This is a genomic window from Dyadobacter flavalbus, assembly GCF_006149045.1.
Lineage (GTDB): Bacteria > Bacteroidota > Bacteroidia > Cytophagales > Spirosomataceae > Dyadobacter > Dyadobacter flavalbus.
In genome coordinates, this window is sequence record NZ_VBSN01000027.1 from 255,410 (window position 1) to 271,390 (window position 15,981).

16 protein-coding genes and 1 pseudogene are annotated in these 15,981 nt (G+C 44.2%); 9 read left to right on the forward strand and 8 right to left on the reverse strand.

Features of this window, described 5'->3' with window-relative positions; all coding sequences use genetic code 11:
* Positions 1 to 62: 62 nt before the first annotated feature.
* Positions 63 to 269 carry a hypothetical protein gene (locus FEM33_RS26665; protein ID WP_138283640.1) on the reverse strand — a complete coding sequence of 69 codons (207 nt, stop codon included), beginning with the start codon at positions 267 to 269 and terminating at the stop codon, positions 63 to 65.
* Positions 270 to 361: 92 nt separating this feature from the next.
* Between FEM33_RS26665 and FEM33_RS06390 the strand changes: the two genes are divergently transcribed.
* Both FEM33_RS06390 and aroC read left to right on the forward strand, forming a co-directional pair.
* Positions 362 to 1,765 carry a BatD family protein gene (locus tag FEM33_RS06390; protein ID WP_139011247.1) on the forward strand — a complete coding sequence of 468 codons (1,404 nt, stop codon included), beginning with the start codon at positions 362 to 364 and terminating at the stop codon, positions 1,763 to 1,765.
* A 6-nt stretch (positions 1,766 to 1,771) separates the two neighbouring features.
* Positions 1,772 to 2,851: a chorismate synthase gene (gene aroC, locus FEM33_RS06395; RefSeq protein WP_139011248.1), complete on the forward strand. Its 1,080-nt coding sequence runs from the start codon at positions 1,772 to 1,774 to the stop codon at positions 2,849 to 2,851.
* Positions 2,852 to 2,887: 36 nt separating this feature from the next.
* Here aroC and FEM33_RS26670 read toward each other — a convergent pair whose 3' ends face one another.
* The 3 genes from FEM33_RS26670 to FEM33_RS06410 form a co-directional block, all read right to left on the reverse strand.
* Complete coding sequence (locus FEM33_RS26670; RefSeq protein WP_139011249.1) at positions 2,888 to 3,082, reverse strand: hypothetical protein; 195 nt, start codon at positions 3,080 to 3,082, stop codon at positions 2,888 to 2,890.
* Between the two features lie 145 nt (positions 3,083 to 3,227).
* A complete protein-coding gene (locus tag FEM33_RS06405; RefSeq protein WP_139011250.1) occupies positions 3,228 to 4,571 on the reverse strand; it encodes a Gfo/Idh/MocA family protein in 1,344 nt (447 codons plus the stop codon).
* Positions 4,572 to 4,598: 27 nt separating this feature from the next.
* Positions 4,599 to 5,585, reverse strand: a complete 987-nt coding sequence (locus tag FEM33_RS06410) for a formylglycine-generating enzyme family protein (protein ID WP_139011251.1) — start codon at positions 5,583 to 5,585, stop codon at positions 4,599 to 4,601.
* Between the two features lie 139 nt (positions 5,586 to 5,724).
* Here FEM33_RS06410 and FEM33_RS27125 point away from each other — a divergent pair.
* From FEM33_RS27125 to FEM33_RS06420, 3 genes and pseudogenes are all read left to right on the forward strand, one after another.
* Positions 5,725 to 6,591: pseudogene (locus FEM33_RS27125) on the forward strand (ABC-F family ATP-binding cassette domain-containing protein); the annotation flags it as partial.
* A 24-nt stretch (positions 6,592 to 6,615) separates the two neighbouring features.
* Entirely contained in the window at positions 6,616 to 7,608 is a 993-nt protein-coding gene (locus FEM33_RS27150; RefSeq protein ID WP_510185953.1) for an ABC-F family ATP-binding cassette domain-containing protein, read from the forward strand.
* 177 nt (positions 7,609 to 7,785) lie between these two features.
* Positions 7,786 to 8,415 (forward strand): DedA family protein, encoded by a 630-nt coding sequence (locus FEM33_RS06420; RefSeq protein WP_139011253.1) that lies wholly within the window; start codon positions 7,786 to 7,788, stop codon positions 8,413 to 8,415.
* 120 nt (positions 8,416 to 8,535) lie between these two features.
* Here the strand turns inward: FEM33_RS06420 and FEM33_RS06425 are convergent, their stop codons facing one another.
* A complete protein-coding gene (locus tag FEM33_RS06425) occupies positions 8,536 to 9,057 on the reverse strand; it encodes a gamma carbonic anhydrase family protein (protein ID WP_139011254.1) in 522 nt (173 codons plus the stop codon).
* 162 nt (positions 9,058 to 9,219) lie between these two features.
* On the opposite strand from FEM33_RS06425, the gene FEM33_RS06430 reads away from it, so the two are divergent.
* Positions 9,220 to 9,768, forward strand: coding sequence for a YqgE/AlgH family protein (locus FEM33_RS06430; RefSeq protein WP_139011255.1), 549 nt, complete (start codon positions 9,220 to 9,222; stop codon positions 9,766 to 9,768).
* A gap of 13 nt (positions 9,769 to 9,781) precedes the next feature.
* On the opposite strand, the gene FEM33_RS06435 is transcribed toward FEM33_RS06430, so the two are convergent.
* On the reverse strand, positions 9,782 to 10,003 hold the full coding sequence (locus tag FEM33_RS06435) for a hypothetical protein (RefSeq protein ID WP_201747704.1): 222 nt from the start codon (positions 10,001 to 10,003) through the stop codon (positions 9,782 to 9,784).
* Positions 10,004 to 10,170: 167 nt separating this feature from the next.
* On the opposite strand from FEM33_RS06435, the gene FEM33_RS06440 reads away from it, so the two are divergent.
* The 3 genes from FEM33_RS06440 to gcvP all read left to right on the forward strand — a co-directional run bounded on the left by FEM33_RS06440 (position 10,171) and on the right by gcvP (position 14,741).
* Positions 10,171 to 11,427, forward strand: coding sequence for a metallophosphoesterase (locus tag FEM33_RS06440; RefSeq protein WP_139011256.1), 1,257 nt, complete (start codon positions 10,171 to 10,173; stop codon positions 11,425 to 11,427).
* Between the two features lie 84 nt (positions 11,428 to 11,511).
* Positions 11,512 to 11,715, forward strand: coding sequence for a hypothetical protein (locus FEM33_RS06445; RefSeq protein ID WP_229214116.1), 204 nt, complete (start codon positions 11,512 to 11,514; stop codon positions 11,713 to 11,715).
* A gap of 131 nt (positions 11,716 to 11,846) precedes the next feature.
* Complete coding sequence (gene gcvP / locus FEM33_RS06450) at positions 11,847 to 14,741, forward strand: aminomethyl-transferring glycine dehydrogenase (RefSeq protein WP_139011258.1); 2,895 nt, start codon at positions 11,847 to 11,849, stop codon at positions 14,739 to 14,741.
* A gap of 86 nt (positions 14,742 to 14,827) precedes the next feature.
* Here the strand turns inward: gcvP and FEM33_RS06455 are convergent, their stop codons facing one another.
* Positions 14,828 to 15,346 carry an NADH-quinone oxidoreductase subunit J family protein gene (locus tag FEM33_RS06455; protein WP_139011259.1) on the reverse strand — a complete coding sequence of 173 codons (519 nt, stop codon included), beginning with the start codon at positions 15,344 to 15,346 and terminating at the stop codon, positions 14,828 to 14,830.
* A 33-nt stretch (positions 15,347 to 15,379) separates the two neighbouring features.
* Positions 15,380 to 15,973: a NuoI/complex I 23 kDa subunit family protein gene (locus tag FEM33_RS06460; protein WP_139011260.1), complete on the reverse strand. Its 594-nt coding sequence runs from the start codon at positions 15,971 to 15,973 to the stop codon at positions 15,380 to 15,382.
* Positions 15,974 to 15,981: the final 8 nt, after the last annotated feature.

Genomic DNA, 15,981 nt, shown 5'->3' on the forward strand with positions numbered 1-15,981 from the left:
GATACAAAAAGAAAACCCGTCCGGATTTCCGGACGGGTTTTCTTTATTATAAGGTGCCTTGATTAACCCAAAGAGGACAAACGGGCAAAACAATTGTTTAAAATTGGTAGATGTAAACTACTGTAATTATCATAACACCACTGTTTCAAACGTTTTACTTCAGCCGGCATTAACATACGAATCGCTTTTCTCAGTTCTTTCTCAAACAATCTGCGGTCGAAGCTAACTTTTTGCAGAATAATTTTAATGTATTCAAGCATCGAGGCCATAGTATTATGTAGTTTTGCGGTTTAGGGATGAAATGAATAGTAGGAACGCAGGAAATTACAGCAATTCCTAATAAAGTTAACGAAAATATTTAATGAAATTATATTTATTATTAAATATTATTTTGTGTTTTTCTGTTACGGTTAGAGCGCAGGCGGTCAATGATGCAGCAACAATCGAATTTGGCTCTAAAAATCTTTCCATAGATCAGCCTTTTCTCATCTCCGTTGTCCTGCGGGACACCGAAGTTCGTCCTTCTGTAATCTTTCCTGAAATAAACGGTCTGGAAAAAAGAAGCAAATCAGCTACAAGTTCCATCAGTACCGTTGACGGAAGCAAAGTTGTTATACAGACCATAACGCAGGAATATTATGCAGCCAAGCCGGGCAATTACCTGATTCCTGATTTTGTGATTAATGCAGGCAACTTTAAACTGAGTTCAAAAGAAACAATGGTTGTATTCTCAAAAGGGAATGTAGCCGGTACCGATGATCCTTTGAGTAACCAGGTTTCTCTGGAACCCGATCTGGAAGACATAAAGGAGGAGATTATTCTTTCGGTTCAGACAGACCGGAAAAACGTCTATATTCGTCAGGGATTTTCTTTGGGTATTTCGCTTTATATTGCTGAAAATGCACCTGTTGAAATGGAGTTTTATAAGTTCAATGACCAGCTTCAATCCATACTCAAGAAACTTCGGCCAGCCAACTGCTGGGAAGAAAATATTGGAATTGAAGAAATCATTAAACGGAAAGTAACCATTAAAGGCCGGAAATATACAGAATACAACATGTATCAGGCCAGATTGTTTCCTATTACGCTGGAAGATATTACTTTGCCGTCGATAGCGTTGGATATGCTCGTTACGGACAATTCGGATGCGGTAAATGTAGAGCACAAAGTTGTAAAAGCTTTTTACTCCAAGCCGGTACGGGTTGCCGTGAAACAATTGCCTGAGCATCCGCTGCGCGATCAGTTGCCGGTAGGACAATACAGCCTGAAAGAAAAGCTTTCTGCTGAGCTGGTTTATCCCGGGGAAAGTATCCGTTACATGTTCAAGATTGAAGGGACGGGAAATATTACGGCGATTCCGGCTCCGTTATTACAGACAAATTCTTCATTTGATATTTACCCGCCGGAAGTAAGCCAGATTATTAAAAGAAGTTATCAGGGCGTAGTCGGTGAAAAAACGTTTGATTACTTTATTGTTCCGGGAAAAGACGGTACATTTCCGCTCGGACGGTATTTTCAATGGATCTATTTTGACCTGGAAAAAGAGAGATATGATACACTCCGCTCAGCGAAGACATTGCAGGTAAAAGGCGAGGATTTCAAGTTATCTACATTGTCATTGAACGGGTCATCCGGTTTGTACGACAATCTGGAAAATCTGGACAGCAGTAAAGAAAGTATTGATTATAAAAAAATATTAAAGGACATCACCAGCGCCATCGTTGTTATTCTTTTAATTGCAATGGTTTGGGTATTCAGAAAGTAATCATTAATGGGAAGTACATACGGTAAAATATTCAAGATCGCTACATTCGGGGAATCGCATGGAGCTGGTATCGGCGTTATTATTGAAGGATGCCCGGCAGGGATTACCTTTGACAGTGATTTTATTCAGAGTGAGCTGACAAGACGTAAGCCGGGACAATCCAGAATTACAACGCAGAGAAAAGAAGCGGACGAATTTGAAATGTTATCAGGCGTTTTTGAGGGCAAAACAACGGGTACACCAATCGCATTGATTATCCGTAACGAAGACCAGCGAAGCAAGGATTACTCGCATATAGCGGCACAATACAGGCCTTCTCACGCCGACTATACTTATCAGGTAAAATACGGCATACGGGATTATCGCGGAGGCGGCAGAAGTTCGGCGCGTGAAACGGCTGCCCGCGTTGCTGCGGGTGCGCTTGCCAAATTACTGTTGATGGAAACGGGCGTCAGCATTCAGGCATATGTGTCGCAGGTTGGAAAACTGAAACTTGCCAAAACATACGCTGAACTGGATCTGACAGAAACGGAAAACAATGCAGTTCGCTGTCCGGATCCTGTTATGGCAGAACAAATGTTTGAATACATCGACCAGGTCAGAAAACAGGGCGACTCTGTCGGTGGCGTAGTAAGCTGCGTGATCAAAGGTGCGCCGGCCGGGTGGGGAGAACCGGTTTTCGACAAACTGCATGCAGAGCTTGGAAAAGCCATGCTGAGCATCAATGCAGTAAAAGGCTTTGAATACGGAAGCGGCTTTGAAGGCGTTTCATTGCTCGGATCGCAGCATAATGATGCTTTTTACATAGATGAGGATCAGAAAATACATACCAGAACCAACAACTCCGGCGGAATTCAGGGAGGTATTTCCAATGGTGAAGATATTTATTTCAATGTAGCTTTCAAGCCAGTTGCTACGATTATGCAGGATCAGGAAAGCATTGATCAGCATGGAGATATTGCCGTTGTGCAGGGAAAAGGCCGCCATGATCCGTGCGTTGTACCGCGTGCAGTTCCCATTGTAGAAGCTATGGCCGCACTCGTACTGGCAGATTTTTACCTTCGCAATAAATCAAGCCGGATCTAAACGGAAAAGGGTTAAACTGGCAAATACAAGTAATTGTCACAGTTTATGTTTTTTGCGCCTCTGATTTAATGTAAGTACAAGCCAGAGTGTTCCGATAAAAACAATAACAAGGCCGGTTAAAATGACAAAATTGCTGAGTTGATTTCTTGCGGAATCCAGCGTGGAGCCTGCCGCCAGTAAAGCCATACCGGTCAGAAGGATGATTGAAGCATTTCGTAATCCAAGTTTCACTGACAATTAAGTTCGTTCCACAATAGATACAATTCAGAAAGTTCCGGTATGAAAACGGATTGTTTAACCGGCTCAATAATCTGGAACATTTCCGGTATAAATAAAAAAATGGCTCAGACCGAGCCATTTTTTTATTGTAAGTATATTAAATAACCTGTGTTTTTCCAGGAATTGCAACAGGGTATAAACCGTCCGGTCCCGGCAGGATTTTCGGCGAAGCATCCCAGGCAAGTTTGTCAGGAAACAGATTGATATCCGAATTGAGTGCTTCTTCCCATTTAATCATTTTACCGGAATAGGTTGCCATGCGGCCCATAATGGCAGTCATTGTACTTTTGGCACCGTTTTCCGCGTCTGCAAATTTATATTCACCTTTGGCAATTGCTGCAAAAAGTTCATCATGCTCAACCTGATAAGGGTTTTTATCGCCTTTATCGTCATGCTGATAAATAACGCCGCCCTTGTAATCTTTCAAGGCTGTTTTCTTGCCATCAAAGCTATCTATACGGCCTTTTGTTCCTACGAACGCTTCGTCTACTTTATTCCATGTACCTTCAAACTGGCGGCACTGGCTGGAAATAACCGTTCCGTCAGCATAAGTTAAGTCCAGTGTATGGTGATCAAAAATTTCACCATAAGCCTTTCCTGTGCGCACCTGACGTCCGCCGGTTCCCTGAATTTGTACAGGATAGCCTTTTTTAACCCAGTTTGCCACATCAATATTATGAACATGCTGCTCGGAGATATGATCGCCGCAAAGCCAGTTGAAGTAGTACCAGTTTCTCATCTGATATTCCATTTCCGATTGTCCGGCTACGCGTTCTTTCATCCACGGGCTGCTTCCAACCCAGTAAACCTGGCCGCCGACAATATCACCGATTGCACCATCATGAATCCTTTTGATGGCTTCACGGTAATTTGCCTGATAATGACGCTGTAAACCAACGACCACGTTTAGTTTCTTTTTCTTGGCTTCTTCTGCTACTTCCAGAACTTTACGGATTCCCGGTGCATCGGTTGCAACCGGTTTTTCCATAAAAATATGCTTGTTGTTCTTTACTGCTTCTTCAAAATGCGAAGGACGGAACCCGGGAGGCGTCGCAAGAATCACAACATCCACGTCTTTTAGTGCAATGGCCTTCTGGAATGCATCAAATCCTACGAACTTGCGGTCGTCAGGAACATTCACTTTCGTATTGGTATCTACAACAGTTCCGGCAGCATTTTTGTATTTCTTGGCTGTCAGGTTTTTATAGGATTCATCCAGGCGATCTTTAAAGGCATCGGCCATGGCTACGATCTGTACATTCTGGTTTGTACTCAGCGCCTGAGCCGCTGCACCTGTACCTCTTCCGCCGCAGCCGATCAATGCAACTCTAATTGTTTCATCTACCGAACTGTTAAAGCCGTGACCCGTCAGGGGGGTCAGCAGGGCGCCGCCGGCGATCAGGCCGGATGCTTTCAGGAAATTGCGTCTATTTTGTTCCATTATTTTACATTAAGAGTTTGAATATAATCAGTAATCTTCAATCAGTTTTGGACTGTAATACGCTTTGATTTCCTCGGCAGACGGCGTTTTGGCTGGTCTTACAAGACGGAAACCAACAAAAGAAGCACTTGTCATCCACCATTCGCTTTTAGGAAGCTGCGGGTCCAGTATTTTCCATTCCGGTTTTGATGGCGTACGTGCTGCACTGCGCAGGTCGGCAGGCTCATCGTCCCATGATCCTCCGCGGACAGCAGTCGGGTAAAGTTCAGTTACCGGTGCGTATGCTTCGCCGGCAGGCTTTTTGGAATAATAATCCGGGATATACTGATCCAGCGTCCATTCCATTACATTGCCATGCATGTCGTGCAAGCCCCATGCATTCGGTTTCTTCTGACCAATTTTCTTGTAAGCTGCATCGCTGTTTTTACGGTGCCATGCATATTCATCCAGTTTGGCAGCATCATCTCCGAAGGAATAAGCTGTTTTGGAACCGGCCCGGCATGCATATTCCCATTCTGCTTCGGTTGGCAGGCGGTAAAAGACACCCGTTTTTTCATAAAGCCATTTGCAGAAATGAATCGCTGCATACTGCGTCATGTTAATGGCAGGATAACCCGCTCTTCCCATACCAAAAGACATGTCTACATACGGCGGACTCGGACGTGTGCTTGCATCCGTTTTCTGAACGCTTTTTTCAGTATCAGGATGACGAGCTGCCATTTCCTTTTCCATGTTTTTAAAAGTATACAGGTCGTAAATATCCCAGACCACTTCGTATTTCCCCATCCAGAAAGGTTCGATTTTTACCTTGTGCTGGGGACCTTCATCTGCTTTGTGCCCTTTTTCCGAGGCAGGGCTGCCCATCATAAACTCGCCGCCGGGAATGGCAACCATATCATAAACTTGCGGGCTGCCTCCGATCTTTTGTGTATAATTCTTGAAATTAGCGTCTTGCGCTACAACATTGAAACTGAGGAAAACGGTTGAGATTAGGTAAAATAACTTGTTGGACATGATTGAATAACGTGTTCTATGGAACCATATAACTAAATATAAAGAGCAATATTATGGTATTTACCCTATGAAAACGAATTTTTTCTTTGTTGTTTAATATCTGTCCTAACTTTGCAGATATAGAATTTTTATTTTGACCATGAATTATCTTTCAGCAGAAAATATAGCAAAGTCATTTGGCGATCAGTGGCTTTTCAAAAATGTCAGTTTCGGAATAAGCAGAGGGGATAAAGTAGCCCTGATCGGAACGAACGGAACGGGGAAAACGACCTTTCTTAATATTCTTACAGGTAAAATACCGGCGGATGAAGGCGAAGTAAGTATCCGAAAAGACATCCGTGTAGGGTATCTGGACCAAAGCCCTGCATTTGATGAAACATTACCGGTTATGGAAGTGATTTTTTCGTCCAATAACCCGATTGCGCAGGTTGTAAAAAGGTATGAACATGCCATTGAAACAGATAATCACGATGCGCTTTCGGAAGTGATGGAGGAAATGGACAAGTTCAATGCGTGGGATTTCGAATACAGAACAAAGGAAATACTTGGCCGTCTGGGCATTCATAATACCGAAAACCTGTACGGGACACTATCCGGAGGCCAGCGCAAGCGGGTAGCAATGGCCAAAGTATTGCTCGAAGACCCGGACCTGCTTATTCTCGACGAACCGACTAACCATCTGGATCTCGATACAGTCGAATGGCTGGAAAATTATCTGAATACTTCCAATACAACGCTTCTGGTTGTAACCCACGACCGTTATTTCCTGGATACCGTTTGTAATCAGATGCTCGAACTGGATCATGGCTCTGCTTATACCTATAAAGGAAATTACACGTATTTTCTGGAAAAGAAGGCCGAGCGGGAGGAAATGGAAGCAGCCGGCATTGACAAAGCCCGCAACCTGATGCGCAAGGAGCTGGACTGGATCCGCCGACAACCCAAAGCAAGAGGAACCAAAGCCAAGTACCGCGTGGATGCCTTTGAAGAGCTGAAAGAAAAAGCCAGCCAGAAGAAATTTGATACCCAGATGGAGCTGAATGTAAGGACTTCGAGGCTGGGGAGTAAAATTATCGAGCTGGATCATGTCAGCAAAGGGTTTAACGGCCGTCAGCTGATCAAGGATTTTGAATATACTTTCCGGAAAGGCGACCGGATCGGGATTGTCGGGCAGAACGGAATGGGAAAATCGACGTTGCTCAATATGATTACCGGCGAACTGCAGCCCGACAAAGGTCAGATTACAAAAGGAGAAACGGTTCAGTTCGGTTATTACAAGCAGACGGATCTTGTCTTTAATGAAAATCAGCGTGTTATTGATATTGTAAAAGACGTAGCCGAAGTTGTTCAGCTCGGAACGGGAGAAACGGTTACGGTCGGGCATCTTTTGCAGGCATTCTTGTTTTCACCTTCCAAACAGTATGATTTTATTTCCAAACTGAGCGGAGGTGAAAAACGCAGATTGCAGCTTTTACTGATCCTGATGAAACAGCCCAATTTCCTGATTCTGGATGAGCCTACGAACGACCTGGATATTGCCAGTCTGAATGTGCTGGAAGAGTTTTTGCTGAACTTCCCGGGCTGTCTTGTAATCGTGTCCCACGACCGGTACTTTCTGGATCGTCTTGTGCAGCATATTTTTGTTTTTGAAGGTGAAGGAAAAATCAGCGATTTCCCGGGGAATTATACCGAATTGCGCGACTACCAGGATGAACAGGAAGCCGAGAAAAAGAGTACGGCATCAGCTCCCGCTAAAAGCAATGCTGCACCGGTTGCAGAGCCGGTAAAAGAAACTGCGCCTGCGGTATCCAAGCGGAAGCTGAGTTACAAGGAACAAAAGGAAATGGAGCAGCTGGAAACCGAGATTGCTCAAATGGAGAAACAAAAGGTACAACTGGTAGAAAAACTGAATGCAGGAGGTTCTCACGATGAGCTTGCAAAATGGTCGAGACAAATAGAAGAAATCACCGACAGCCAGGCGGAGAAGGAAATGCGCTGGCTTGAACTGTCAGAAAATGCCTAAATTGGCAGGAGGAAATGCATAACTATATTTTATCCTGAACAGGAAGCATGATTTTTAACAGGGGTAATTGCCTGAAACTGTCTGAGAACAACAGTTCCGGCAGTTTGCCATTTATTAATTATTCATCTTTCTGACAGCTTAAAGCTAATTGCCGGAACTACTTAGCGTTACTTACAAATGAATTCAGTTATTGATTTTTTTCAGTATATACTTAACTCCGAGGAGTTGATCCGTACCGGAGGATTGCTGGTTATTACTTTTATTGTTTTTGCTGAAAACGGCCTTTTCTTCGCCTTTTTTCTGCCGGGCGATTATCTGGTATTTCTGGCGGGCGTATTCTGCGGAACGGGCATTCTGGGCGTTCCTATTTTCATTTTGTTATTATGCATGTTTATAGCGGCTGTTCTGGGGTCACTGACGGGCTACATCTTCGGAAAATACTTTGGCGGTATGTTCGAGAACAGAAAGGATTCTTTCTTTTTCAAGAAAAAACATATTGAAACTACACGTAATTATTTTGATAAGTACGGAAGCAGAACACTGATCGTCAGCAGGTTTCTTCCGGTTGTACGTACTTTTGCGCCTATTCTTGCAGGATTGGTCAAAATGCCTTTTACGGCTTTCCTGATCAATAATGTAGCCGGAGGTGCCATATGGATCGGATTATTGACGGGCGGCGGCTACCTTTTCGGAGAACGTTTTCCATGGATTGTAGATTACGTCCATTACATCATCCTGTTCTTCCTTGCGATCACAACCTTTACTGTTATAAAAGGATACCTGAATGCAAGAAAAGAAATGAGTTAAGTAGCTGTTAGCAATCAGCTTCTAAAAAGTTATTATTTGTTAAACAATCAATGACAATTCATGACAACTAATGACAATTCATGACAATCCTGACCAATTTCAATTGCTACCCGGCATTTATCAATTTTCCTCTTCCCGGAACCATCCGGAATAAGTTATATAATTATTGGCGGTGCGGTCAATAGCAGCATCAAGTTCCGGCGAGACGTCTTTCAGGTATTTCGCCGGATTGCCTGCATAAATCGTCCCCGGCGGCACTTTGGTACCTTGCGTAACAATGGCACCGGCTGCTACAATGGAACCCTTTCCGATCACGGCTCCGTCCATTACAATGGCTCCCATTCCGATCAGCACATGATCTTCAACGGTGCAGCCATGCACAATGGCATTGTGGGCAACAGAAACATAACTTCCGATCGTGGTGGCAAACCGCTGATAAGTGCAATGGATTATTGCGCCGTCCTGCACATTGGAATAACTGCCGATGCGGATGCTGTTCACATCGCCACGGATCACCGCATTGAACCAGACCGTGCAATGATCGCCCATGATCACATCTCCGACTATGGTTGCATTTTCAGCAAACCAGCATGAATCTCCAAAAGACGGCTTGAATCCGCGAACTGATTTTACAAGTGCCATGGTAACTGACCCGGTATATATGAATGATTGGCATTCTTTTTATGATGACCGTAAAATAGTAAAAAGCTTTGCAGCCTTTTGCTAATCTTGACAAAATAGGTACAAAAAATTAGATATATTACGTTTTTGAATTAATCATATTGGCCAGTTATATCTTTAATCATGAGTGTTTCAAAAGGAAGCTTGTTAATTGCCAAACCATTTCTTGGTGACCCCAACTTCGAAAGAGGGGTAATTTTATTATGCGAACACAACGAACTGGGAAGCTTTGGTTTTGTACTGAACCAATTGACAGACCTGTTTCTTGGCGATGTACTGGAAGAGACGATTTACCAGGATATACCGCTGCATCTTGGCGGCCCGGTCGAAAAAAATACGCTGCATTTTATTCACAGAAGGCCGGACCTTATTGCCGGCGGTACTGAAATAATGAAAGATGTTTTCTGGGGCGGAGATTTCAACAATGTAAAAACACTCCTGAACCTGAATACGATCGAGCCGGACGATGTACGCTTTTTTATCGGGTACTCGGGTTGGAGCGGCGGACAGCTGGACGAAGAACTTCGTCAGGATTCCTGGATCATTACGAATACTTCTTCAGACTTTCTTTTTACAACGTCTCCCGGGAATTTCTGGCGTGAGATTCTGAAAAATATGGGCGGAGAGTACCGTTCAATCGCACATTACCCGATTGATCCGCGTCTTAATTAGCAGATTTCTGCTTTCAGTTTGCCTGATTAAGGCCCTGAACGGATTCGTAATCGGATTTGATGCGGCTTACTTCTTTGGTCAGAAATGTCTGAAGCTGTTCGTTGAAAATCTTTTTATCATCTTCCGAAAGAGAAGCATAAAGATCTTTAAGTTCCTGATTGATCGCAGCTCTTTCCTGATCCGAGCCTGCGTTCATGGAGCGGATATGGAATCTTTTAAAATCAAAATTCGGCATAATGGACAACAGATAAATATTTCAAAAATACATAACACGTTCCGGCTTCTAAAATTCACCGGGAATTAATTCTTTTTTGTGATATAAACTTCAAGAATCTGATTCGTGCTCCGAACGAGAAAATCCTGATGAATGTTGATGTAGCATATTGGTAATTAATGCTTCAAATGAACAGGACTTTCTTTTTTATATTTTTGACATTTATTCTTGTTGCCATTGACTGGTATTTGTGGCAAGGCCTGAGAGTAGTAATCCGTAATCTGAATCCGTTAACGCAGCGCTGGATAGGCGGCGCATACTGGGGCCTTACCGCAATTACATTATTTGCATATGTGGGCATGCAGCTGCTTCCGCCCGATTATTTCAAAAGTACGACTCGGACGTTTGTCGTCGCCTTTATCGCAATTCCGTATCTTTCCAAATTCCTCGGCGTTCTGATCCTGCTGATTGATGACGCAAGGCGGTTTTTACAATGGGTAACCAGTTTTTTTATCCCTTCTGCTGCTCCTGCTTCTCCCAAAGCCGGCGAACCCGCCATTCCGCGATCGCAGTTTCTGGCAACTACGGCTGTTGTTGCAAGTGCCGGCCTGATGGGAACTTTTGCATTCGGGATTTTATCCGGTGCGCACGATTACCGCATCAGAAGAGTACGCGTTCCGCTGAAAAATCTTCCGAGGGCTTTTCACGGAATCAAAATCGCGCAGTTATCGGACATCCATTCGGGCAGTTTTTTCAATAAAACAGCAGTTAAAGGCGGCATTGAAATGCTGATGAAAGAGAAGCCGGATATTGCTTTTTTTACCGGCGATCTGGTGAATGACCGGGCTGTTGAAGTACAGGATTATATTAATATCTTCGACAAGGTGAAAGCACCGCTTGGCGTGCATTCGGTTCTGGGAAATCATGATTACGGCGATTATGTGCAGTGGTCGGGTGTACAGGAAAAGGCTGCCAATCTCAGAAACCTGCAGAAAGCACATCAGGTAATGGGCTGGAACCTTATGCTGGATGAAAACCGTGCGATCCGAGTGGACGGAGAAGAAATCGGTCTTATCGGAATTCAGAACTGGGGCGCAGGGAATTTTGCGAAGTATGGCAATCTGGAAAAGGCTTATCAAAATACCGGCGACTTCCCGGTAAAGCTGTTGCTGTCGCATGATCCAAGTCACTGGCAAGCACAGGTTCTGCCAAAATACAAAGACATTGATATTGCATTTGCAGGACATACGCACGGCATGCAGTTTGGTGTGGAAATCGGAAAGCTGAAATGGAGCCCTGTACAGTACAGATACAAGCAATGGGCCGGATTGTACGAAGAAAATGGTCAGTATCTGTATGTTAACCGCGGTTTTGGTTACCTGGGCTATCCGGGAAGAGTAGGGATTTTGCCGGAAATAACGATCATGGAATTGGTAAAAGCGTAAACATTGAAACCGAAATTCCGCTTATACCGTTTTCAATTAGAATTGCGTTGGATATATACTTGTTAATGCTGAAATCTGATAAAAATGAAAAAACTTGCACCGCTATTTCTTGTATTCGCGCTTTTTTGCGGCGTTCCGGCAATAAATGCAGCTGCGACTTCCGTCAAAGCTTCCAAAATGGAAATGCTTGGAAAAAAGAAGAAATACAAAGGCTATAAAAAGCCAAAATCCAAAAAAATACTGGGAATTTTCAAGCGGAAATCCGATTGCGGATGTCCCAATCACTGATCATATTTCAAGTTCAGAATTTGTACATATTCAAGAGTAAGCAAAGCCAGTAATCTCTGAAAGATTTGTTTGGATTTGCTTACTTTTGTATTTTAAAAACCATCTTTAACGGCATTGTCAGCCCAAGTTGAATGAAAATTAATCTTCGAAATCAGGATAAATTCGAAAACCGTCATCACGGTAAAGATGAACAGGAATTGCATGAAATGCTGAATACGATCGGAGCGGCATCACTGGATGAACTGATCGGACAGACACTTCCATCAGCAATACGTTTGCAAAAACCTTTGAATTTGCCAAAGCCTAAGTCGGAACGCGAATTTTTACAGGGCATTAAAAAAATTGCATCGAAAAATGCCATTCTGAGGTCATACATCGGAACAGGTTACTACGATACCGTAACACCGAATGTAATCCTCAGAAATATACTTGAAAACCCTGCCTGGTATACTGCCTACACGCCTTATCAGGCAGAAATCGCGCAGGGAAGGCTGGAAATGCTGCTAAATTTCCAGACAGTCGTTACAGACCTTACCGGAATGGAAATCGCAAATGCATCTTTACTCGATGAAGCAACTGCGGCGGCAGAAGCGATGACTATGCTGTATGGCCTTCGTCCTTCTGCCAAAAAGAAAGCAAACACGTTCTTTGTTTCAGAACTTTGCCATCCGCAAACCATTGATCTGATCCATACCCGTGCCAAGCCGATCGGTATTGAAGTCATTGTAGGGAATCATGCAAGTGTTGATCTTACAAATGAAAACCTGTATGGTGTTCTGGTGCAGTATCCTGCCACAAACGGTGAAGTAATCGATTATACCGATTTCATTGCAGCAGCACATGATCTGCATATTTCAGTTTGCGTAGCAGCGGATTTGCTGGCTTTGGCCTTATTAAAATCTCCGGGCGAAATGGGTGCTGACGTTGTAGTCGGCTCTTCGCAGCGCTTTGGTGTTCCGATGGGTTATGGCGGTCCGCATGCGGCGTATTTTGCAACTAAGGAAGCTTTCAAGCGAAGTATTCCGGGACGTATCATCGGTGTTTCTGTGGACACAGAAGGAAACCGTGCGCTCAGAATGGCTTTGCAGACTCGTGAGCAGCATATCCGTCGTGAAAAAGCGACATCAAACATCTGTACGGCTCAGGTTCTTCTTGCCGTTATTGCAGGCGCCTACTCGGTTTATCATGGTCCGGAAGGAATCAAGGCAATTGCAGCGCGTACGCATGGCCTCACGCGTTTGTTTGCCGATACAATCCGGAAATTCAATTATGAAGTTGTTACGGAAAATTATTTTGATACCGTTACTGTAAAAACGCCTTTAACCAGAAAGTTAAGGGAACAGGCTTTGAAATGGGGTATTAATTTAAAATACAATAAAGAAGAAAGCGTTTCGGTGTCATTTGATGAAGCCAAGACCTTTGATGACACCATTGCGCTGCTGAACGTGTTTGCAGAAGTTTCCGGTTTTCAGGGCGAAATGGTTATAGACGAGGAACTGGAAATTGCGATTCCTGAGAATCTGGTCCGTACTTCCGAATACCTGACACATCCTGTATTCAATACGCATCATACCGAACACGAAATGCTGCGTTATCTGAAATCTTTGGAAAACAAGGATTTATCGCTTGTTCATTCCATGATTTCACTGGGCAGTTGCACCATGAAACTGAATGCAACGGCTGAAATGATTCCTTTGACTTGGCCGGAATTTGGTGCCATTCACCCTTTTGCTCCTACCAATCAGGTTGGTGGCTATGCGCAGCTTGTAAGCGAACTGAATACGTGGCTGTGTGAAATCACCGGTTTTGCAGCGATGTCGTTTCAGCCCAATTCCGGTGCACAAGGTGAATATGCCGGATTGATGGCCATTCGCGCCTATCATGAAAGCCGCGGAGATCATCACCGGAACGTAGCACTGATTCCTTCATCTGCTCACGGAACAAACCCTGCTTCTGCAGTAATGGCCGGAATGAAAGTAGTGGTTACCAAATGTGACGAAAGCGGTAATATTGATGTGGAAGATCTGAAATCAAAAGCAGCGCAGTACAGCAATGAACTGTCTTGTCTGATGGTTACTTATCCTTCAACACACGGCGTTTACGAAGAAAGCATTATTGAAATCTGTTCCATGATCCATTCTTACGGCGGACAGGTTTATATGGACGGCGCGAATATGAATGCACAGGTTGGACTGACAAGCCCGGCAACAATCGGAGCGGATGTATGTCACCTTAACCTGCATAAAACGTTCTGTATTCCGCACGGAGGCGGAGGCCCAGGCGTAGGTCCGATCGGCGTTGCCGAGCACCTGATGCCATTTTTACCGGGACATGTTAATTTCAGTACGCAGCCGGAGCATTTACCGGCAGGCGAGGCGGGCGCCGTTTCTGCAGCACCTTATGGCAGTGCCAGCATTCTTACCATTTCTTATGCTTACATTGCCATGATGGGAGGCGAAGGGTTGACGAATGCCACTAAATACGCCATTCTGAATGCCAACTATATCAAAGAGCGTTTAAGTGGACATTACGATGTGCTTTATACCGGCAGCAATGGCCGTTGTGCGCATGAAATGATTCTGGACTGCCGTTCATTCAAGGCGGTGGGCGTAGAGGCAGAAGATCTTGCCAAACGTTTGATGGATTACGGGTTTCATGCACCAACTTTGTCATTTCCGGTGGCAGGGACTTTAATGATTGAGCCGACAGAATCGGAATCAAAAGCAGAACTCGACCGTTTTTGTGACACCATGATTGCCATTCGCAATGAAATCCGTGAAATACAAGAAGGCACAGCCGACCGTGTGGATAATGTTCTGAAAAATGCGCCGCATACATCCAGAATATTGCTGAGCGAAAACTGGAACCGTTCTTACAGCCGCGAAAAAGCCGCATTTCCATTGCCGCATTTACGGTTTAACAAATTCTGGCCAAGTGTAAGCCGTGTAGACAGCGCTTACGGTGACCGTAATCTCATCTGCTCATGCATTCCGGTGGAAGCTTATTCCGAAGCCGAGGCAAACTGATTTCATTAAATCCGGACATAGAAAAAGGGGAGATGCTCGATTGAGTATGCTCCCCTTTTTTATGAAGATACTTTCAGGTAAAAAGCTTAAAAGTGTCTCTCTCCGATTTCTCTTTTACCCAGCATAACTGCTCCCACCATCGCTACCAGAAGCAGAATAGAAGCCAGCTCAAAAGGAAGCAGATAGTCACGGAAAAGCAAATTTCCCAGGCTCTCGATCATTCCGATCTGTGAATCAAACTGATCCGGATTAAATGCCGGGATCACACTTTTACGGTAAGCACCAAACAGGATTACAAAAACGGTTCCGCCTACAACGGCAGCAGCAATTTTCGTAAGATTGTTCTTTGTTTCTTCCTGATCCTGCTTCATATTAAGAAACATAATTACAAACAGGAAGAGCACCATAATGGCCCCTGCATAAACGATAATGTTCACCGCCGCCAGAAATTGAGCATTCAGCAGAATATAATGGCCTGACAGTGAAAAAAATGTAAGGATCAGATAAAGCACGCTATGGATCGGGTTACGTGATACAACCACCATAACAGCGCTCAGAATCGTAAGAAATGAAAGAAAATAGAAAAATGATACGGACGAATTCATAATAGTTGGCTTTAATGCCGTAATTGGATCAGTTCAGGGAATGGCTCTTGGAACTACATTGGATATTTCTCCGCTGGCTCTTTTCAGGTCCAGAACGCGTGCTTCTTCTTTGGTCCAGGCTTCGCGTGTGTAACGGTTATTCATGTCTTCCACCAACAAATCTTTTCCCCATATAACCTGATCACGATCAGCAAACACCGGAATGAATTCATCATGACGAAGATACACAGCCTGTTTCGGGCAAGCTTCTTCACACAAGCCGCAGAAAATGCATCTCAGCATGTTTACTTCGTACACGGCTGCATATTTTTCTTCCCGATATAGGTTTTCTTCGCCTTTTTCACGTTCGGCAGCAATCATGGAAATCGCTTCTGCCGGACAGGCAACGGCACATAATCCGCATGCCGTGCAGCGTTCCCTGCCTTCTTCGTCCCTTTTGAGAATGTGTCTCCCTCTGAAAACAGGGCCGAGATATCTTTTAACTTCCGGATATTGAATCGTAACTTTTTTAGCAAAAAAGTGCTTGATGGTGATCGCCAGACCAGTTGCAATGGCTGGCAGGTAGGCGCGTTCCATCAGCGTCATTTCTTTATTGCTTACTTGCTTTGAGCGGTTTGTCAATTGCATGGCAATAC